Genomic DNA, 19,353 nt, shown 5'->3' on the forward strand with positions numbered 1-19,353 from the left:
GGTGGCCCTGCGGGTCGGGGACGAGAATCGGTACATGGAAGCAGTGGGATACACCAGCGCGAACACCGGTCTCTTGCTGATAGACCCGTACAACGACTTCCTGTCCGACGGCGGGAAACTGTGGCCCCGCGCGAAGGCGGTGGCCGAGCAGGTGGGGCTGCTCGACCACATGTGTGAGGTGCTCGCGGCCACCCGGGCCCGCGGCATCCGGACGTTCTTCGTCGCGCACCGCCGCACCGCCCCCGGGGACTACCAGGAGTGGGAACACCTCTCCCCCGCCCAGGAGGCGACCGTCAAGGGGCAGGTCTTCGCCCAGGGCTCCTGGGGCGGCGAGTTCCACCACGACTTCCAGCCCGTCGACGGTGAGATCCGGGTGCACGAGCACTGGTCGTCGAGCGGCTTCGCCAACACGGACCTGGACTTCCAGCTGAAGCAGCACCGGCTGTCGCGCATCGTGCTGATCGGCATGCGGGCCAACACCTGCGTCGACACCACGGCACGCTTCGGCCAGGAGCTGGGCTACCACGTCACCCTGGTGCGGGACGCGATCGCCGCCTTCAGCCCGGCGGAGATGGAGGCGACCTTCGAGGTGAACGCGCCGGTCTACGCGCACGCCATCCTCACCACGGAGGAGTTCCTCGACGTGCTGCCGCCCTGCCCCGAGGAGTACGGGGCAGGGCGGTAGCGGCGGGTGCGGGTCAGGGCTGCCGCGGGGCGGTGAGCCAGCGGTCGTACCAGGCCACGCTGCGGCGCAGCAGGTCCAGCAGGTGGCCGCGGCCGCCGATCATGTGGCCCTCGCCGGGGTAGACGACGAACTCGTGGGGGACGCCGTGGTGGCGCAGGGCGCGGTGGAGGAAGAGGCCCTGGCTGACCGGCACATTGGTGTCGTCCTCGCCGTGGAGGATCAGGACCGGGGTGCGGACGCGGGAGGCGTACGAGACGGGGCTGACGCGATCGTGGGGGTGGGGTCCGGGGCCCTCCCAGCCGATGCTGCCGCTGCCCGCCGACTCACGGACGGCCCCTTGCTCACCGGTCGCGGCCAGCATGCCCCAGTCGCTGATGCCGGCGCCCACGATCGCGGCCTTGAAGCGGTCGGTCTGCGTGACGGCCCACGCGGCCAGGTAGCCGCCGTGGCTCCAGCCGCCGATGCCGAGGCGGTCGGGGTCGGCGACGCCCTGGGCGACGAGGAGGTCGATGCCCTCGGTGATGTCGGTCCATTCCGCACCGCCGATGGCGCCGTCCGTCGCGGTGGCCGCGAAGACGTGGCCGTGGCCCTCGCCGCCGCGGGGGTTGGGGAGGAAGACGGCGTAGCCGGCGGTGGCGAGGAGCTGGCCGGGGGGCAGGTCGATGTGGAACTGCCATGAGTCGCTGTAGCGCCCGTACGGGCCGCCGTGCGCGAGGGTGATCAACGGGAAGGGGCCGTCCTCGCGGGTGCGGCCGGGCGGCAGGAGCAGCAGGCCGTCGAGGGCGAGTCCGTCGGAGGCCTTGTAGGAGAGGCGTTCCTGGCTGCCCCACGGGATGTCGCGGATCTCGGGGCGGGTGTCGCTGATCCGGGTGAGCGGGCCGTCGGGCGGTCCGGCGTGGACGTCCTTGGGCTCGTACGCGGTGCCCGCGAGCACGGCGACCGTCTCTCCCGTACGGCTCGCGGTGAGCGCGTGGACGATGCCCGGGCGGGTGTGCAGGCGGCGGAAGCGCCGCTCGCCGGGGTCCAGCCGGAACAGCGCGGTGTCCAGGCCGTCGGCGAAGACGGCCAGGGGCGGGCCGTCGGCGACCTGGAGGAGTTCGGTGGGGCAGACGGTCATACCGGCGGTCAGGTCGCGTGCCTCGGGCAGGGGCCGCTGCGCCGGGTCGGCCGGGACCGTACGGTCCAGGACGGCCGGGGAGCCGACCAGGCCGGGCGGGGTGGTGGCCAGGTGGGCGAGGTGCCAGCCGTCCTCGGCCCGCCACCAGACGGGGCGCTGCGCCGCGTGCCCGGCCGGGCCGAGGTCGTGGACGGTGAAGGTGGCGGTGTCGACGAGGTGGAGCTCCGCGGTGAGCGAGCCGGGGTCCTCCTCCGCGCACTCCCAGGTGAGCACGGCCAGCATGCCGCCGTCGGGGCGCTCGGCCACCTCGACGACGTGCCGGTCGCCGAGGGTGCCGACGGTGCGGACGGCGCCGCTGTCGAGGTCGAGGAGGCGAAGGCGGGCGGAGGGCTCGGGGCCCGTCCGCTCGGTCCACACCATCACGTCGTCGTCCTCGGCCTCGTCGGGTTCGTCGGCGGCGATCAGGGCGACGGTGCGGCCGTCGGCGAGCGGCAGGTGGTTCGCGATGCCGCCGGGCCAGGCGGTGAGGGCCTCGGCGGGGCCGTCCGGTCCGCCGTCGTCGGCGAGGCGTACGCGGTGCAGTTGCCCGGCGGTGGTGAAGAGGACCGCCGCCGAGTCCGGGGTCCAGCGCGGGGCGCCGATCCAGGTCGTGCCGTCGGTCAGCTGCCGTGCCGGGGCGCCACCGTCGGCGGGCACCGCCCAGAGGGCACTGGCCAGGCGGTCCGCGATGGCGAGGGGCCGCGCCGTGTGGACGACCGTGCGGCCGTCCGGGGACACCGCCGGGAACATCGGTATGACGCTGTCCAGGACCGTCCGTGCCAGGATTTCGCTCTGTGCCGTCAATGTGCCCTCCGCAGCGTCCACTTGGGTCTCCGTCTTCCTCCTGGGAACCGCGCACATCCTGCCGCAGCCCGCGACCCGTGGATAGCCTCGAAGGATCATGGAGCTGTCGCCGACGAGGCCGAACCGCCTCGCGAACGGCTGCCTCGGCGCCCTGCCCGCAGGCGGCTGCGTCGCGTACGCCGCGCAGGCGGGGGCGCCGTCCGCCCGCCTCGTCGCCTGCGTCCTCGCCGTCGTCTCGGCGGTCCTCGCGGTACGGGGGTACCGGCTGGGAATGACCTGCTCCCCCGGGCGCGTGACGATCCGCGGGTACGTACGCACGCGGGTGATCGCACGGGAGCGCAAGGAGTTCGCGGTCGGGCGGCTGCGGCGGCGGGCGGCCGGTGAGGTCCCGGCTGCCCGGTACGGGCCCCTGGTGAGGGGCCGCTCCCTATGCTGTGTGCTGCTGCTGGGCGCGGGGAGGGAGCGACCGGGTGACGCTGGTGGAGGGGGATCCGCGGTCCGTCGGCGGGTACCTGCTGGAGGGCAGGCTGGGCACGGGCGGGATGGGGGTCGTCTACCTGGCCAGGTCGGTGTCGGGGAGGGCGCTGGCGGTCAAGGTGATCCGTCCCGAGTTCGCCGAGGACGCCGGCTTCCGGGACCGGTTCCGGCGCGAGGTGGCAGCCGCGCGGCGGGTCAGCGGGGCGTTCACGGCGCCCGTGGTCGACGCCGACGCCGACGCGGAACAGCCGTGGCTGGCCACGCTGTTCGTACCGGGGCCGGCGCTGTCCCGGCGGGTCGCGGAGCGGGGGCCGCTGCCGGCGGAGGAGGTCCTGCGGCTGAGCGCGGGTCTGGTGGAGGCGCTGCGCGACATCCACCGGGCCGGGCTGGTCCACCGCGACCTGAAGCCGGGCAATGTGCTGCTGGCGGCGGACGGGCCGCGCGTCATCGACTTCGGGATCGCCCGGGCCGCCGACACCGAGCGGCTGACCAGGACCGGGACGGTGGTCGGCACGCCCGCCTTCATGGCCCCCGAGCAGTTCCGCGCGGGCGCCGTCGGCCCGGCGTGCGACGTCTTCGCGCTGGGTTCCGTCCTGGTGTACGCGGCGACCGGCCACGGCCCGTTCGACGGCGACAGCTCGCACGCGATCGGGTTCCGTGTGGTGTACGAGGAGCCGGACCTGACCGGGCTGCCGGAGGAACTGCACGCGTTCGTGGCGCCGTGTCTGGCCAAGGACGCGCAGGAGCGCCCCTCGGTGGAGGAGCTGCTGGCCTTCCTGACGCTGGCGCGCGCCGGGGGATCCGGGCGGGACCCGGAACCCGCCCCGCCGGAGCCGGAGGAACCGGAGCCCGACGAGCCGGAGGCCGAAGAACCCGATGCCGGACCCGGCCAGGAGCGCTCCCCCACCCTCGCCGACCGCCCCCGGGACACCGTCACACGCGTCATCCGCCCGGTCCCGCGCCCCGGGGCCTTCGGATCGCCGCCGGTGGACCAGGCGGGGCCCACCGGTCCGGTTCCGGGACCGCGCGGGCGGGCCCGCGGCAGACGGGTGGCCCTGGCGGCCGGCGCCGTGCTGGTCGCCGCGTCGCTCGCGGTGGGCATCCCCCTCCTCGTCGACCGCGACGGCTCGGGCGGGAAGGACGGGGACGGCGCGGCGGCGCAGGGCCCCTCGGGGAAGCGGGGAGCGTCCTCCGCGGAAGCGTCCTTCTCCTGCCCGGTGGCCCGGGGCGCCCTCGCGGGCGGCGGGGCGAGCGCCGTGAGCGGGGCCGTGGACGCGTGGACCGCCGGCTTCCAGGCGGCCTGCCCCGGCTCCACGGTCTCGTACCAGCCGACGGGCTCGGGCGCGGGAACGATGGCGTTCCTGCAGGGGACGGCGGACTTCGCGCTCTCCGACGTGCCACTGGCCACCGGGGAGGTCCAGCAGTCCGGGAAGCTCTGCACGGGCGGCGGCAAGGCCGTCGACCTGCCGTTGCTGGCCACGCCGGTGGCGGTCGTCTACCACCTGCCGGGGGTGGACGGGCTGGTGCTGGACCCGCCGACGCTGGCGAAGGTCTTCGACGGGCGGATCACCCGCTGGAACGACCCCGCGATCGCCGCGCTCAACCCGGACGTCACCCTGCCGTCCCGGGCGATCACGGCCGTCCACCGGGCCGACGCCACCACCAGCACGAGGACGTTCGCCGGGTACCTGCGGGAGGCGGCGCCGGACGCGTGGCCGTACGAGGCGACGTCCGACTGGCCGGGGAGCGGCGGGGAGGGCGTGGCCCGCGCGGACGGTGTGGCCGCGCGGGTCGCGCAGGAACCGGGGGCGATCGCCTATCTGGACTTCGCCTCGGTCGGAGGGCTCGACGCGGTGCGGCTGGACACCGGGGCGGCCGAGCCGGTGGCGGCCGCCGTCACCACCGCCACGCGCGCCCTGGCCACCGCGCGGACGGCGGGGAGCGGCGGCGGCCTGGCGCTGGACCTGGACGGCACGGGCGCGGCCCCCGGCGCCTACCCGATCACCCGGGTCGGCTACGCCGTGGTCTGCGACAAGGGCAACGAGCCCGCCTCCCTGGAGACGTTGAAGGCGTTCCTGCTGTACGCGGTCAGCGGTCCGGGGCAGACCGCCGCCGAGCGCCAGGGCCACGCCCGGCTGCCGGAGGCACTCGCCGCGAAGGTGCGGGACGCGGTACGAGGGCTGGGCTGAGCAGCCGGAGGCCGCCGGCGTTGTCGTACCCGCTGATGGCGGTTGGCGTCGGCGCCTTCGCGCCGGGTGCGGCACCGCTGTCGGGGCTCGGCTTCGGCCGCGTCGACACGGGCTCGGCGGTTCTTCACGGTGGGCTTTGGGGACCGCGGGGCGGCGATGCACAGCGTGCTCGGTGCCCATTGGGTGAGCGGAGCGGTCGTGGCGGCTGATCACACCGGTGTTGCCGGGCCTCGTGGCGCTGTGCGTGGGAGCGGGGGCGGTCTCACGCCGGCCCGGTCGGCCGCGCCGTGGTCCGCGACGAGAGGAGGGAACGCGCCCGCGTGCCGCGCCGCGAACGTGAGGGCCCGCGGACACGCGACCCCCGGGGGTATGGCGACGCCCGGGCACATATGGTTAGGTTAGGCAAACCTAACCTAGCTCTCGCGGAGATCCGGATGCGCAGCAAGACCACCGCCCCCCTCGCTCCCGCCCGGCCGACGCACGCCGAACGCATCCGGTCCGTCCTCTCCTCGGCCCACTCCATGACCGTGGTCACCGACCGGGAGCGCACGGAGGTGACCCGGCTGACCGCGCAGGCGCTCGCCGGTCACGTCCATCTGCACCCCCTCGAGACGGCCTTCGGCCCCGAGAGCACCCCGATCTCGCTGGAGTTCACCGACGTCGCCCCCACCCCGGTACGGGACCGGGTGCGGGCCCGTGTGACGGTCACCGGCTGGACGGCCGCGGCGTACCGGGCGGACGCACCGGACAGCCAGTGCGTGCAGTTCGTGCACGCGAGGCTGGAGACGGCGGAGGGCACCGCCTCCGTGGGCCTGGCCGAGCTGACGACGGCGGAGGCGGACCCGCTGGCGACGGCCGAGGCGGGGATGCTGACGCACCTGGTGGACGACCACGCGGAGCTGGTGCCGCTGCTCCTGCGGCTGGTGCAGCCGGCCCCCGCCCCCGGCGCGCGGCAGGTCCTGCCCGTGGCCGTGGACCGTTACGGGATCACGCTGCGCGTGGAGTACGCGAACGGCCACACCGACGCCCGGCTGCCCTTCCCGTCCCGCCTGGAGAACGCGGACCAGGCGGGGAGCCAGATCCAGGCGCTGCTCAACAGCGCCCGCCGCGCGTCGCACCGGGGACGGCTGTTCGCCGGCTGGTGACCAAGGCCGCGGACGCCGCCCCTCCGTGGCCCCGGCCCCCTGTCACACCCCTCTGTCACATTGGACGTGACCGGTTCGTCAGTGCGCCGAGGGAAGCCGGGGGGACGCGACGAGGGAATGGGACCGATGGACGACAAGGAGTTCCTGGCGGAGCGGTTCGAGGAGAACCGGGCGCACCTGCGGTCGGTGGCGTACCGCATGCTGGGGTCGCTGGCCGAGGCGGACGACGCCGTGCAGGAGGCGTGGCTGCGGCTGAACCGGGCCGGGGCGGACGGGATCGGGAACCTGGGCGGCTGGCTGACGACCGTGGTCGGCCGGGTGTGCTTGGACATGCTGCGCTCGCGGACCTCCCGGGGCGAGTCGTCGCTGGACGACGTACGGGTGCCCGATCCGGTGGTGAGCCGGGAGGACGCGGCCGGCGACCCGGAGCAGGCGGCGCTGCTGGCGGACTCGGTGGGGCTGGCGCTGCTGGTCGTGCTGGAGACGCTGTCGCCCGCCGAGCGGCTCGCCTTCGTGCTGCACGACATGTTCGCGGTGCCCTTCGAGGAGATCGCCCCGATGGTCGGGCGCACGCCGGCGGCGGCGCGGCAACTGGCCAGCCGGGCACGGCGCCGGGTGCAGGGCGCCGCGCCGGTGCCGGACGCCGACCTGGGCCGTCAGCGGGAGGTCGTCGGCGCGTTCCTGGCGGCGTCGCGCGCGGGTGACTTCGAGGCCCTGGTGGCGGTGCTGCACCCGGACGTCGTGCTGCGCGCGGACACCGGCGCCGCCTTCCCGGGGGCGACCCGGGAGGTGCGCGGCGCGCGGACGGTCGCGAGCCAGGCGCTCTCCTTCCGGCGGACGGCCCTCCACGCACGGCCGGCACTGGTCAACGGGGCGCCTGGGGTGGTCACCGCCCTTCAGGGCCGGGTGGTGTCGGTCATGGGCTTCACGATCGTGGACGGGCTCGTCGTCGAGCTGGACATCCTGGCCGATCCCGAGCGGCTGGCCGGGCTCGACCTGGCCGCGTTCGGCGAATAGCTCATTTGTTCGATTGAGGGGTTACCCTGGACGCATGACCGCACCGCTCCAGGGATCGCTCTTCGACCAGACCGACGAGTTGCTGCTCGGTCCGCTGGACGGCCTCCGGCGGACCGGGCTCGGCAGCGGCGCGTGGCTCGACCTGCTCCCCGGGTGGCTGCAGGGGGCCGACGCCCTGTTCGAGGAGCTGGCCGGCTCGGTCCCGTGGCGGGCCGAACGGCGGCAGATGTACGAGCGGGAGGTCGACGTACCCCGGCTGCTGGCCTTCTACGCGGAGGGCGAGCGCCTGCCGCACCCCGTCCTCGACGAGGCCAGGGCCGCGCTCGACGTCCATTACGCGGACGAGCTCGGCGAGCCCTTCGTCACGGCGGGGCTCTGCTTCTACCGGGACGGCCGGGACAGCGTCGCCTGGCACGGGGACCGGACCGGACGGTCGGCGACCCAGGACACGATGGTGGCGATCCTGTCCGTCGGCGACCCGCGCGACATGGCGCTGCGGCCCCGCGGCGGGGGCGCCGCCTCGATGCGGCTGCCGCTCGGGCACGGCGACCTCGTGGTGATGGGCGGCTCCTGCCAGCGGACGTGGGAGCACGCGATCCCCAAGAGCACGCGCGCCATGGGGCCGCGGATCAGCGTCCAGTTCCGCACGCGCGGCGTCCGCTGACCCCCGCCCCGCACCCCGGTGCCGTACCCGTACAACCTTTCGCCCACGGCCGTGAGTCAACGTCTGCGAGGCCCGGGAGCGGGGTCCGGGGGATGACGGGGAGGGGCCATGGGGCGGGGACGGACGGCGCGGCGCGCCGGGAGAGCGGTGGCGGCCGCGGTCGTGATGGGCGCGGTCGTGCCGACGGCCGTCGTGGGGACGGGTGCGGGGAGCGCGGCGGCGGCGGCACCGGCGGTGGTGTGCACCTCGGGCAAGGCGGGGCTCGCGGCGAAGCTGCGCACCGACATCACCGGCGCGCTGCGCGGCAGGACGGCGACGGTGGCCCTGTCGCTGCGGGACCGCAGGACGAAGACGGTGTGCACGCTCCGCGCGGACCAGCGGTTCGACTCGGCGAGCACCGTGAAGGTGACGGTGCTGGCCACCCTGCTGTGGGACAACAAGAAGCACAACCGCTACCTGACGGCGCGTGAGGTGAAGCTGGCCACGGCGATGATCACCAAGTCGGACAACGCCGCGACCACGCAGTTGTGGCGGCAGCTGGGGGTGGCCAAGGTGAAGGGCTTCCTGAAGGCCGCGGGGATGACCCGCACCGTGCCGGGGAGCAACGGCTACTGGGGGCTCACGCAAATCACGGCGAAGGACGAGCAGCGGCTGCTCGACCTGGTGACGGCGAAGAACGCGGTGCTGAGCGACAACTCCCGGGCGTACATCCTGAAGCTGATGAACAAGGTGGTCGGCACGCAGCGCTGGGGCACCCCCGCCGGCGCCCCGCGCGGGGTGACGGTCCATGTGAAGAACGGCTGGCTGCCGCGCGCCACCCACGGCTGGCGGGTGCACAGCCTCGGCGCGTTCACCGGCTCGGGGCACGACTACTCCCTCACGGTGCTGACGCAGGACAACCGCACCATGAACACCGGGGTCGCCACGATCGAGGCGGTCGCCCGCGTCGTCCACCGGGACCTCAACCCGGCGGCCACCGCCGCGGGGACGCAGTCGACGACGCGTACCCCGCAGGAGGCGATCCCCGCCGTCCCGCCGGGCACGTAGCGGACCGGAACCGACGGCACGACAGGCGCCCCCGCGGGGGCGCCTGTCGGCGTTCGCGGGGGCGGTTACCGGACAGGTGTAGTCCTCACCGGACGTGCCCGGCCTGTCGCGCAGCGCGGTGGGAGCCCTCCCGCACAGCGGAATGAAAGGTTCCACACCGGGAATCGGGATGTCTTGTGAGACGGCTGTGGAGACCGGAATCCCGCCTTGCCGGTCACGGAACGGCCTCGGAATACTCGACGGCGTTGCTTGGCGTGGACACGCATTCTTTTCGGGATGTGACGCCTTGGACCGCAAATTCCTCCGGGTTGGCGGCAGTTGAGCCGACCCATCCCCCCACGTGGAGGTACAGGACTTGAAGCATCGTCGAATATCCGGGCGGAAGGCCGTGCTCGCGGGCGGCGGGGCGACGGCCGTGCTGGCGGCACTGATCGTGCTGCCGCAGGCCAACGCGGCGCCGAGCCCGGCGCCCGCCCCCAAGAGCCTCACGCCCGCGGCCGCGGTGACCCTCGCCGCGCACCTCACCTCGCAGCTCGGCACCGAGGACACCGCGGGGTCGTACTACGACGCCGCGAGCGACCGGCTCGTCGTCAACGTGCTCGACGCCGCGGCCGCCGACACCGTCCGCGCGGCGGGCGCCGTGCCGAAGACGGTCGCCAACACCATGGCCGAACTGCGCTCCGCCACACGCACCTTGGGCCTGGAGGCCCGCATCCCCGGCACGGCCTGGTCCGTCGACCCGCGGACCAACCAGGTGGTCGTGACGGCCGACCGGACCGTGTCCGCGGCCGGGATGGCGCGGCTCGGCAAAGCGGTGGACGGACTCGGCGCCGGCACCGCCCGGATTCACAAGTCGAAGGGCGCATTCAAGCCCTTCATCGCCGGCGGCGACGCCATCTTCGGCTCCGGCGCGCGCTGTTCGCTCGGCTTCAACGTCGTCAAGGACGGGCAGCCGTACTTCCTCACCGCGGGTCACTGCGGCGTGGACATCAAGAGCTGGTCGGACAGCTCCGGCGGACAGGAGATCGGCTCGGTCGAGGCCGCGACGTTCCCCGGCCACGACTACGCGCTGGTGAAGTACACCGGTACCGGTGTCGACCACCCCAGCGCGGTCGACCTCTACAACGGCTCGACGCAGGAGATCACGTCGGCGGCCACGCCGACCGTCGGCCAGGCCGTGCGGCGCAGCGGCAGCACCACCCAGGTGCACGACGGCACGGTCACCGGGCTCGACGCGACCGTCAACTACCAGGAGGGATCGGTCTCCGGGCTGATCCAGACCGACGTCTGCGCCGAGCCCGGCGACAGCGGCGGCGCCCTCTTCTCCGGCAGCACCGCGCTCGGCCTGACCTCCGGCGGCAGCGGCGACTGCACCGGCGGCGGGGAGACGTTCTTCCAGCCGGTGACGGACGCGCTCGAGGTGTACGGGGCCGAGATCGGCTGACCCCTCGCGGCGCCACGGCGCGGCGGCGGCGCCGGACACCCCTCCCCGAAACCGGGAGGGGGTCCGGCGCCGCCGCCGTCCGCGTGGGGACGGGCGGGAACGGGGCGGGAACGGGCCCGTCAGCCCTGCCGGCCGGGGCGGAACTCGCGTACGGCGCGGGCCTGACGGGCGAGCGCGAGCAGCAGGCCGTCCTCGGTCCACACGGCGCTGTCCTCCACGGCCCAGCCGCCGCCCGCGTGTTCGGTGCGGCTGCGGACCAGGACCCAGCCCTGCGCGGGCGCGGCGTCCAGGACGTCGGTGAAGTGCACGGTCAGTTCGGCCGTCGGCACGGGGCGGGGCTCGGTCCACACCGCGAACAGCGCGGGCGGCAGGGCGTCGGCGAGGACGACCAGCGCCTGCGGGTCCAGCGGCCGCCCGTCGGCGAACCGCATCCAGGCGAATAGTTCGGCGCGCTCCCCGCCGGCCAGGGGGCGCGCGTCGCCGGCCGGGCGGATCTCCAGGTGGGCGGCGAACGCCGCCAGCGAACGCGGCAGGGTGAGCGGCGGGCAGGCGCCGGGCGCGGGGACGTCGGGCGCGGGCGTGCCGGTGTGGGCGGGGCCGGGTTCGCTCCGTCCGAACACGGCGGTGCCGGTGAGCGCGGCGGCACCGTCCTGCAGGGCGGTGACCGAGGACACGGACGTACGGCGCCCCTCGCGCAGGGGGGTCGCCGCCAGCCGCAGCGGGCGCTCGTCGACGGGGGCCAGGAAGTGCGCGCCCAGCGTGCGGACCGGGAGGCGCTCCCCCGTCCGCACGGCCAGGTCGTCGCGCATGGCGGTCAGCGCGAGGGCCGCGACGTAGCCTCCCTGCGCCCCGTTCCAGGACCACCAGGAGCGGTCGATGCGGACGGTGCCGGTGGTGTCCTCGGTATCCGTGTCCGTGTCCGTGTCCGTGTCCGTGATCGAGGCGGGCATGACGTCCCCCTGGGAATGTGGGTTCGCTGTCCGGTCCACGGTAATCCAGTGAGTTGGATATTCAAATCAACTCGACGGAATCCCGGCGGGGTGACGGGGGCGGTCCGCACGGACACGGACGGCAACCAGGGGTGGGCGACTCACAGCGGCGTCCGGCTGCGGTCACGTGGCCCGTTCCGGGACGCCGGTGGCGACGGGGCGTTCAGTGCGGCGTCGCCCGCGAGGGGACGTCGTGGTGCTGGTGCCCGCCCGTCGCGAGCATGCGGACCTCCCCCCGGTCGCTGATCTCCGCCTGGACGATGCCGGTGTCGTCGCTGTACACCGGGTGCCCCCCGGCACCCTTGCGCTCGGTGCGCTTGACGACCACGGTGTCGCCGGAGACGGGGAAGGTCAGATCGTAGGTTTCGGCATGACTCATGAGGGGAACCTCCTGTCTCCGCCCATATGACGATTTATGCCCAGAGAATCCCTGGCCAATGACACCGGTCATGACGTCCGCTGTGGCGCCGGGTCGACCCCCTGGGAGAGCATGGAGCGGTGTCGATCATCAAGGGGGAACGCATGGCGCACCTCACCCACGTCACCGCTCCGGAGGGTGTCCCGCCGGGCACCGGTTACAGCCACGTCGTGTGGGGCGAGGGCCGGTTCGTCGCCGTCTCGGGCCAGATCGCGGTGGACGAGCGGGGTGAGCTCGTCGGGCCGGGCGACCCGGCGGCGCAGGCGCGCCAGGTCTTCGGCAACCTCGACCGCTGCCTCACGGCCGCGAGGGCGGGCTGGGGCGACGTGGTCAAGCTGACCTTCTTCGTCACCGACGTCGCCTTCCTGCCCGCGGTCCGCGAGGCGCGCGACGCGTACGTCGACACCGAGCGGCCCCCGGCCAGCTCGGCGGTCCAGGTGGCCGCGCTCATCCGGCCCGAACTGCTGCTGGAGGTCGAGGCGTTCGCGATCGTCCCGGCCGGATCCACGGCCCCGGCGGCCCGGCCGTGACGCTGGTCCCGGAGCGGTTCAGCGTGGCGGCGGCGGCCCGGCGCCTGCCCCCGCCGGGGCCCGGTGAACCCCCGCGGCTGTGCCTGGTGGACACGGCGGCGAACGCGGCCGCCGCCGTCCACCTCGCGCCCGGGCTGCTGGACCGGGAGGAGCGCGAGCGGGCCACGGCCTTCCACTTCGACCGTGACCGCACCAGCTACGTCACCGCGCACGTGGCGCTGCGCCTGCTGCTGGCGGCGTACCTGGGGACCCCGCCCGGCAAGGTGCCGCTGACCCGGGAGACCTGCCCGGCCTGCGGCGGCCCGCACGGCCGGCCCGCGGTCGAGGGCGGCGCGCCGCACTTCTCGCTCTCGCACTCCCGGGAGCTGACGCTGCTGGCCTTCGCCGCGACCCCGGTGGGGGTGGACGTGGAGGCGCTGCCCGGTCAGGAGGCCGTCGACGGCGTGTGGCGCTCGCTGCACCCGGCGGAGGTGGACGAGCTGGGCGGGCTGCCGGCGGTGGAGCGCCGCGAGGCCTTCGCGCGGGCGTGGGCACGCAAGGAGGCGTACCTGAAGGGCCTGGGGACGGGCCTGGCCAGGGACCCGTCCGAGGACTACGTGGGCTCCGGACCCGCACCCGCCGCGGGCCCCGAGGGCTGGTCGCTCTCCGACGTCGCCGTCGGGGAGGGCCACCGCGCGGCCGTCGCCGTACGCCTGGGCTGAGGCGCCGCCTGCCCCCGCCCCGCCCTGTTCCCGGCCTCGACCTCTGCGACCGGACCTGGCGCGCGTACTCCTCGGTGAGGAAGCGCATGGTCTGGTCGAACGCCGTGACCGCGTTCCGGCGGATCGGTTCGGTGCCGGCGACCTCGGTGCTCGGCGCCGTCCTGGCGGTCCGCTTCATCGGTGCGCTCCCGGAGCGGCTGACGGCCGCCCATGTGCCGCCGCCGGTCGCCGACGCGGTCGTGGCGGTGGCGCGCAGCGGCGGAAGCGGCAGCGGCCTGTGGGTCGTCGCCGGGGTGTCCTTCGCGGCGGCCGTGCCGGCCGCGGTGTTCCTGGCCCGCAGGCCGGCCGCGGCGTAGCGCGGACGCGGGCCCCCGGGACGACACCGCGGCGCGGTGGGGGCGGCGACCCCCACCGCACACCGCTCAGCGGCGGAAGCGCCGCACCGCCGCGACGAGGACCGCGCCGGACACGAGGGCGACGCTCGCGACGCCGCCCACGCTGGTGAGGACCTCGTCCCGGGGGCCGGTGTCGGCGAGCGCGGGACCGCCTTCGGATCCGGACGCGGTGCTGTCGGCGGCCTCGCGGATCATGCGCACGACGGCGTCGGGGTGGGAGAGCATCGCGACGTGCGAGGAGTCGACCTCGACGGTGTGCGAGCCCGCCCGCTTGGCCTCGAAGCGCTCCAGCGCCGGGTTGATGGCGTGGTCGGCGGAGGCGACCAGCGCCCACGAGGGGATGGTCCGCCACGCCGCGCCGGGCGCCTTGTCGATGAACGCCCGTAGTGCGACCGGCCGTTGCTCGGCGGACATCAGCCGGGTCGCCGCCACGGGCAGGTCCGCGGCGAAGACCTTGCGGAAGACGGAGTCGCGGATGTAGATGTCCGTGCCGCTGCCCGACCCGTCCCGGTACGGCACGGTACGCTGCGCCGAGGCGAGGTCGCTCGGCGCGAACTTGGCCGAGAGCGCGCCCAGGGTCTCCCCCGCGTCCGGCATGAACGCCGAGACGTAGACCAGTGCCTTGACGTTCGGGTTCCCCGCCGCGGCGCCGCTGATCACCGCGCCGCCGTAGGAGTGGCCCGCGAGCACGATCGGGCCGTCGATGCTCTTCAGCACACTGGCCACGTAGGTGGAGTCGCCGGCCAGCCCCCGCAGCGGGTTGGCGGGGGCGACGACCGTGTAGCCGGCGTTCTCGAGGCGCTCGACGACCGGGGTCCAGCTCGACGCGTCGGCGAAGGCGCCGTGCACCAGCACCACGGTCGGCCGGGCCCCGCCGCCCGCGGCGGCGCCGTCGGCGGCCGACGAGGCGAGGGCGGGGGCGGCGGCGAGCGCCGTCGAGGCGAGCGCCGCGACGAGCGCTCCCGCGCGGGCTATGCGACGTCGGTTCAGCGGAGCGGGGGCGGACGGCCCAGCCATGCTGTTCTCTCTTCCGGCCGGAGGGGCTGCTGTCGCCTCCCAGCCTTGGCCCGCCGCCGCCGTCCCGCTCGTTCCCGGGGGACGGACGAGTGACGGCGGGTCGTCCGCTCTTCGCGTGCGCTCCGCGGACGTGAAACACCGGCGTCATCGAACACGGATATGATCCGCCTCACACAAGATCCCGGACGGCCGGAAACAGTGCGCTCCCGCATGCCTTCCCGCCGCGCCGCATGCATGAGGGGAGCGTCCGATAGCCCTCCGAATATGGCTCAGCAGCGCGGGGGTGGCCACCACCCAGGTGATGCGGATGCTGCGCGGCAACCCCGACTCCGTGGACGTCCGCGTCTACGGGAGCAATGTCGATCCCTCGGCACCCGCCCTGGCCGCCTGCGACGTGGCCGAGGTGGAGCCCCGCCACGTCGGCGACGACGCGTACGCCGAATTCGCCCTCGACTTCTGCCGCAGGCACGGCATCGACGTCCTCGTCCCGCCGCGCCGGCTGACCGCGCTCGCCGGGCGGGCCGGTGACTTCGCCGCCGCGGGCACCCGGCTGATGTGCTCGCCACCGGCCTCGATCAAGGTGCTGACCAGCAAGAGCCGTACGTACCAGGAGGCGCTCGCCGCCGGCATCCCCGTGCCGCCGTGGCGGGTGGTCCGGGACGCCGACGGCCTGCGGGACGCGGTGGACGAGCTCGCCGCGACCGGCGAGACCCTCTGCATCAAGCCCGCCGGGGAGTACTCGGCCTTCGGCTTCCGCATCCTGGAAGACCGGCCGATGGACATCCGTGACCTGCTCGCCCCCGCCAGGCCGATGGCCTCGGTCGACGCGGTCGCCCAGGCGATGAAGCGGGCCGCCGACGAGGGCGAGCACGTGCCCAGCATGATCGTCATGCCGTACCTGGAAGGCCCCGAGGTCAGCGTCGACTGCCTGTCCGCCCCGGGCGGGGAACTGCTCGCCGCGATCCCCAGGGCCAAGGAGGGCCGCTACCGGCTCCTGCTGGACGACCCCGCCATCACGGAGATCGCCCGTCGCCTCGTCGGGCACTTCGGCCTCGCCTACCTCTCCAATGTGCAGCTGCGCCACCGCAAGGGCGAGCCCGTGCTCCTGGAAGCGAACCCGCGCCCCTCCGCCGGGATCTTCCAGACCGCCTTCACCGGCGTGAACCTGCCCTGGGCCGCCGTCCGCCTGCTCACCCAGGGTGACGCCGGGCTCCGCACCGCCCCCCGCCTCGGCGGCCGCGTCGCCGTGACGGAAGCGGTCACCGAGGTCCCGGACGTCCCTCGCCTCCCTGACGTCCCGGAGGTCAACGTGGCGTGAGCCGGGGCCGGGGGGCACGCTGGAGGGAGGAAGGCAGGTGGCAGTTCATGAGCAGACTCGAAGAGCAGATCGACCTGAACGTGCCGACCGAGGTGGCGTGGCAGCACCTGCACCGCCTGGAGGAGTACCCGCAGTTCGTCGCGGGTGTCCGGGAGGCCGGCGCCACCGGGGACGGCAAGGCCCGGCTCGGCGTGTCGGGGGCCGGTGGCGGCTTGCTCGACGCGGAGTTCTCCGACCGCACCAAGGCCCGGAGCGACACCCGGGAGATGACCTGGCGCACCAGCGGCGGTGCCGAGATCACCGGGACGTGCTCGGTCCTCCCGATCGACGAGCAGCACAGCCGCGTCCAGGTACGCATGGAGTACGACCCCGCCGAGATCCGCGACGCCTTCGGCGGCCCCAAGGGCTTCGCCCAGGTCAGCGCGATCGAGCGCACGGTCCGTGACGACCTCGAGCGCTTCAAGGACCTCGTCGAGCGCGAGCACTAGTCGGCCCTTCGCGCGGTCCGTGCGGTTCGCACGGACCGCGACGGGGGTGTGCCGCTAGAGCCGGACCCCGTGCCGCCGCAGGTAGGCGACAGGGTCGACGTCCGAGCCGTAGCCCTCGCCCGTGCGCACCTCGAAGTGCAGGTGCGGGCCGGTGGTGTTGCCCGTGGAGCCCGAGCGCCCGACCTGGCGGCCCGCGGCCACGGTCTGGCCGGTCCGTACGGTCAGCGAGGACAGGTGGCCGTACTGGGTGTACATGCCGTCGTGGTGCCGGATCACGACCTGGTAGCCGTAGGCGCCGCCCCAGCCGGCCTCGACGACGGTGCCCGCGGCGACCGCCTTGACGGAGGTGCCGGTGGGCACGGCGAAGTCCTGGCCGGTGTGGTAGCCGCTGGCCCAGTGGGATCCGCTGCGGTGGTACGGGGTGCCGAGCGCTCCGCCGACCGGCGCGACGAACGCCTGCGCGGCGGAGGCGGGTGCGGCCTGCCGCTCGGCGGTCCTCGCGCTCTTGGCGGTCTTCGAGGTCTTCGAGGTCTTCGAGGTCTTCGAGGTCTTCGCGGGCTTGGCCGACGTGGCCGACGTGGCCGGCTTGCCGGACTTCGCGGACTTCGCGGGCTTGGAAGCCTTCGCCGGCTTGGGGTCCTTCGCGGGCTCCGCTCCCGGCACGGACAGTTCCTGTCCGGGGAGGATGAGGTCGGGGTCGGCTCCGACGACCCGGCGGTTCACGGCGTAGAGCCGCTGCCAGCCGCCGTGGACGTCCTGCTCGTCGGCGATCCCGGAGAGCGTGTCCCCGCTGACGACCGTGTAGGAGTCGTCCCGCGCCGCGGGGTGACGGTCCGTCCCGGGCTTCTCCTTGCGTTCGGTCTTCTTCGCCGGGGCCGCCGCACGTCGCGGCGGGTCCTGCGCCTGCGGCCCGCCCCGGGAGAGCCCGGCGCGCTGCGAGCAGACGGGCCACGCCCCGGGACCCTGCCCGTCCAGGACCCGTTCGGCTATCGCCATCTGCTCTGACCTGGTCGCCAGGTCGGCCCGGGCGGCGAACTTCCCACCGCCGTAGGCCTTCCAGGTCGACTGGGCGAACTGCAGCCCGCCGTAGTAGCCGTTGCCGGTGTTGATGTGCCACCGGCCGCTGCTCTCGCACTGGGCGACCTTGTCCCACGTGCCGGTCGTGGCCGCGCCCGCGCCCGTGGCCGCGACCAGCGGCAGCGCGAGTCCCGCGCCGGAGGCGGCGGTGACGGCGACCGACACCGGCGAGAGCCGGCTCGGCGGCTGGGGTCTGCGGTGGCGACCGCGCACGGGCCGTACGGGCATGGGGGGACCACCTCTCGGCTCCGGACACACGGCCGTACAAGTACGACAGAGGGATCTTGTCGCCGCAAGGGTGCTTTTGAGACTCTGTCGTCCCAAACCGTGCGGCCCGGAACCGGGTTGGCGCGGTGGCGCCCCCGTCAGGACGTGCGGGGCGGCAGCGGGAGCGGCAGGCCCGGCAGGCCGTCGAGGCTGACCGCGACGTGCGGCTTGCCCACGCAGTAGTCGCTGAAGGACTCCTCGGTCTCGCGGGAGAAGCGCTGGGTGTGCAGGGGCCGTTCCTCCCGGAAGTCCAGGAAGGGGACGGCGAATCCGCAGCTGTCACTGATGCGTTCGGCGGTGACGCCGATGACGGCGCGCAGGTCGGTGCGCTTCCGGATGTCGTCGGAGAAGTGCGGGAGCAGGTCGTCCCAGCGCGGGTCGTCGCGGAAGACGGGCTCGCCGCGTCCGTGCACCCGCACGATGGTCGGCGGCCCGGTGAAGGCGCACCACATCAGCGTGATGCGTCCGTTCTCCCGCAGGTGGGCGATGGTCTCGGCGCCACTGCCGCCGAGGTCGGCGTAGGCGAAGGTGCGATCGTCGAGGAGGGCGAAGGAACCGTCGAGGCCCTTGGGCGACACGTTGACGTGCCCGTCGCCGGACAGGGGCGCGGTGGCGGTGAAGAAGACCTTCTGCTCCTCGATGAACGCGCGCAGGCGCCCGTCGATGTGTTCGTACGTCTTTCCCATGCCTGTGATTCTGCGGCGGCGGCCCGGCTTCCGCCGCACCTTTTCGGCCGTGGGCGGGTCAGCGCCGCCGGGGACGGCGGGGGCCGTCGTCCGTTCCGTCCCGGACGACGATGCCCAGCGCGGCCGCCAGGGCCGGGGCCAGGTCGAGCAGCTGGGCGCTGCCGATGACGGCGCCGCGCAGCGAGTCGTGCCCGTCGGCGAGGTCGAGGCGGGTGGCGCCGCGCAGGTCCGTGGCGTCGAGTTCGGCACGGCCGAGCCGCAGGCGTTCCAGGGCGGTGCCGGGGAAGGAGACGTCCTTCAGGCGGGCGCCGCCGAGGTCGACGTCGCGCAGCACGCAGTCCTCGAAGACGACCTCGTGCAGCCGGGCCGAGCGCAGGTTGACGGAGTCGAACTTGCAGCGCCGGAAGGCCACCCGCCGCAGCACCGCGCCGAAGGCCTCGACCCCGGCGAGCACGCAGGAGTCGGCGGTGGCGTCCATCCAGTTCGTCTCGGCCGCCGAGGTGCCGACGAAGCGGTCGCCCTGCAGCCAGACCTCGTTGAAGCGCGCCCGGCGCAGGCTGCCGCCCTCGAAGACGGTGTCGGTGACCGCGCACTCCAGGAAGACGGCGCCGCCGGCGTCCTGTTCGCCGAAGGTGAGTCCGTCGAAGTGGACGGTGTCGTACCGCTCCTCGACGCCCAGTCCGGGCTCGTCGAACGGCTCCAGCGCCTCCGCGTACGGCAGCTCGGACAGGGACTGCGGTGCCTTGAAGGTCATGGCGCCACGCTAGTGGCCCCCTGTGACAACGCCACCCTTCATGAATATGAGCGATTTGTCCGGGATGTCTTGCTACGTTGCGTCC

At 74.3% G+C, this 19,353-nt stretch carries 19 protein-coding genes; 12 read left to right on the forward strand and 7 right to left on the reverse strand.

Going from position 1 to position 19,353, the window contains the following annotated elements; all coding sequences use genetic code 11:
• The first annotated feature begins 34 nt into the window (after positions 1 to 34).
• Positions 35 to 685, forward strand: coding sequence for a cysteine hydrolase (locus OG937_16580; GenBank protein ID WUD73188.1), 651 nt, complete (start codon positions 35 to 37; stop codon positions 683 to 685).
• 13 nt (positions 686 to 698) lie between these two features.
• Here the strand turns inward: OG937_16580 and OG937_16585 are convergent, their stop codons facing one another.
• Positions 699 to 2,666 carry a prolyl oligopeptidase family serine peptidase gene (locus OG937_16585; GenBank protein WUD73189.1) on the reverse strand — a complete coding sequence of 656 codons (1,968 nt, stop codon included), beginning with the start codon at positions 2,664 to 2,666 and terminating at the stop codon, positions 699 to 701.
• Between the two features lie 449 nt (positions 2,667 to 3,115).
• Here OG937_16585 and pstS point away from each other — a divergent pair, with 449 nt between their 5' ends.
• From pstS to OG937_16615, 6 genes are all read left to right on the forward strand, one after another.
• Positions 3,116 to 5,311 (forward strand): phosphate ABC transporter substrate-binding protein PstS, encoded by a 2,196-nt coding sequence (gene pstS / locus OG937_16590; protein WUD73190.1) that lies wholly within the window; start codon positions 3,116 to 3,118, stop codon positions 5,309 to 5,311.
• A gap of 434 nt (positions 5,312 to 5,745) precedes the next feature.
• Positions 5,746 to 6,456 carry a DUF2470 domain-containing protein gene (locus OG937_16595; GenBank protein ID WUD73191.1) on the forward strand — a complete coding sequence of 237 codons (711 nt, stop codon included), beginning with the start codon at positions 5,746 to 5,748 and terminating at the stop codon, positions 6,454 to 6,456.
• Positions 6,457 to 6,582: 126 nt separating this feature from the next.
• The gene (gene sigJ, locus OG937_16600) at positions 6,583 to 7,473 is read left to right on the forward strand and encodes an RNA polymerase sigma factor SigJ (protein WUD73192.1); all 891 of its coding nucleotides are present in this window, start codon (positions 6,583 to 6,585) and stop codon (positions 7,471 to 7,473) included.
• Between the two features lie 34 nt (positions 7,474 to 7,507).
• On the forward strand, positions 7,508 to 8,137 hold the full coding sequence (locus tag OG937_16605; GenBank protein WUD73193.1) for an alpha-ketoglutarate-dependent dioxygenase AlkB: 630 nt from the start codon (positions 7,508 to 7,510) through the stop codon (positions 8,135 to 8,137).
• A 108-nt stretch (positions 8,138 to 8,245) separates the two neighbouring features.
• A complete protein-coding gene (locus tag OG937_16610) occupies positions 8,246 to 9,184 on the forward strand; it encodes a class A beta-lactamase-related serine hydrolase (protein WUD73194.1) in 939 nt (312 codons plus the stop codon).
• A 355-nt stretch (positions 9,185 to 9,539) separates the two neighbouring features.
• Positions 9,540 to 10,628, forward strand: coding sequence for a S1 family peptidase (locus OG937_16615; protein ID WUD73195.1), 1,089 nt, complete (start codon positions 9,540 to 9,542; stop codon positions 10,626 to 10,628).
• A 119-nt stretch (positions 10,629 to 10,747) separates the two neighbouring features.
• Here OG937_16615 and OG937_16620 read toward each other — a convergent pair whose 3' ends face one another.
• Positions 10,748 to 11,578, reverse strand: coding sequence for a thioesterase family protein (locus OG937_16620; protein ID WUD73196.1), 831 nt, complete (start codon positions 11,576 to 11,578; stop codon positions 10,748 to 10,750).
• Between the two features lie 202 nt (positions 11,579 to 11,780).
• Positions 11,781 to 11,996 (reverse strand): DUF6296 family protein, encoded by a 216-nt coding sequence (locus tag OG937_16625; protein WUD73197.1) that lies wholly within the window; start codon positions 11,994 to 11,996, stop codon positions 11,781 to 11,783.
• 143 nt (positions 11,997 to 12,139) lie between these two features.
• Here OG937_16625 and OG937_16630 point away from each other — a divergent pair, with 143 nt between their 5' ends.
• The 3 genes from OG937_16630 to OG937_16640 all read left to right on the forward strand — a co-directional run bounded on the left by OG937_16630 (position 12,140) and on the right by OG937_16640 (position 13,622).
• A complete protein-coding gene (locus OG937_16630) occupies positions 12,140 to 12,565 on the forward strand; it encodes a RidA family protein (GenBank protein WUD78770.1) in 426 nt (141 codons plus the stop codon).
• Positions 12,562 to 13,266, forward strand: a complete 705-nt coding sequence (locus tag OG937_16635; protein WUD73198.1) for a 4'-phosphopantetheinyl transferase superfamily protein — start codon at positions 12,562 to 12,564, stop codon at positions 13,264 to 13,266. Before OG937_16630 ends, OG937_16635 begins: the two co-directional genes overlap by 4 nt.
• 86 nt (positions 13,267 to 13,352) lie before the next feature.
• Positions 13,353 to 13,622 (forward strand): hypothetical protein, encoded by a 270-nt coding sequence (locus OG937_16640; protein ID WUD73199.1) that lies wholly within the window; start codon positions 13,353 to 13,355, stop codon positions 13,620 to 13,622.
• A gap of 66 nt (positions 13,623 to 13,688) precedes the next feature.
• Here the strand turns inward: OG937_16640 and OG937_16645 are convergent, their stop codons facing one another.
• The gene (locus OG937_16645; GenBank protein ID WUD73200.1) at positions 13,689 to 14,678 is read right to left on the reverse strand and encodes an alpha/beta hydrolase; all 990 of its coding nucleotides are present in this window, start codon (positions 14,676 to 14,678) and stop codon (positions 13,689 to 13,691) included.
• Positions 14,679 to 14,961: 283 nt separating this feature from the next.
• Here OG937_16645 and OG937_16650 point away from each other — a divergent pair, with 283 nt between their 5' ends.
• Both OG937_16650 and OG937_16655 read left to right on the forward strand, forming a co-directional pair.
• The gene (locus OG937_16650; GenBank protein ID WUD73201.1) at positions 14,962 to 15,996 is read left to right on the forward strand and encodes an ATP-grasp domain-containing protein; all 1,035 of its coding nucleotides are present in this window, start codon (positions 14,962 to 14,964) and stop codon (positions 15,994 to 15,996) included.
• 47 nt (positions 15,997 to 16,043) lie between these two features.
• Positions 16,044 to 16,484 carry an SRPBCC family protein gene (locus OG937_16655; protein ID WUD73202.1) on the forward strand — a complete coding sequence of 147 codons (441 nt, stop codon included), beginning with the start codon at positions 16,044 to 16,046 and terminating at the stop codon, positions 16,482 to 16,484.
• A gap of 54 nt (positions 16,485 to 16,538) precedes the next feature.
• On the opposite strand, the gene OG937_16660 is transcribed toward OG937_16655, so the two are convergent.
• From OG937_16660 to OG937_16670, 3 genes are all read right to left on the reverse strand, one after another.
• Entirely contained in the window at positions 16,539 to 17,789 is a 1,251-nt protein-coding gene (locus OG937_16660) for a transglycosylase family protein (protein WUD73203.1), read from the reverse strand.
• A 137-nt stretch (positions 17,790 to 17,926) separates the two neighbouring features.
• On the reverse strand, positions 17,927 to 18,514 hold the full coding sequence (locus tag OG937_16665; protein WUD73204.1) for a pyridoxamine 5'-phosphate oxidase family protein: 588 nt from the start codon (positions 18,512 to 18,514) through the stop codon (positions 17,927 to 17,929).
• 58 nt (positions 18,515 to 18,572) lie between these two features.
• Positions 18,573 to 19,268, reverse strand: a complete 696-nt coding sequence (locus OG937_16670; protein WUD73205.1) for a pentapeptide repeat-containing protein — start codon at positions 19,266 to 19,268, stop codon at positions 18,573 to 18,575.
• Positions 19,269 to 19,353: the final 85 nt, after the last annotated feature.

The sequence above is a fragment of the Streptomyces sp. NBC_00510 genome, from assembly GCA_036013505.1.
Classification (GTDB): domain Bacteria; phylum Actinomycetota; class Actinomycetes; order Streptomycetales; family Streptomycetaceae; genus Actinacidiphila.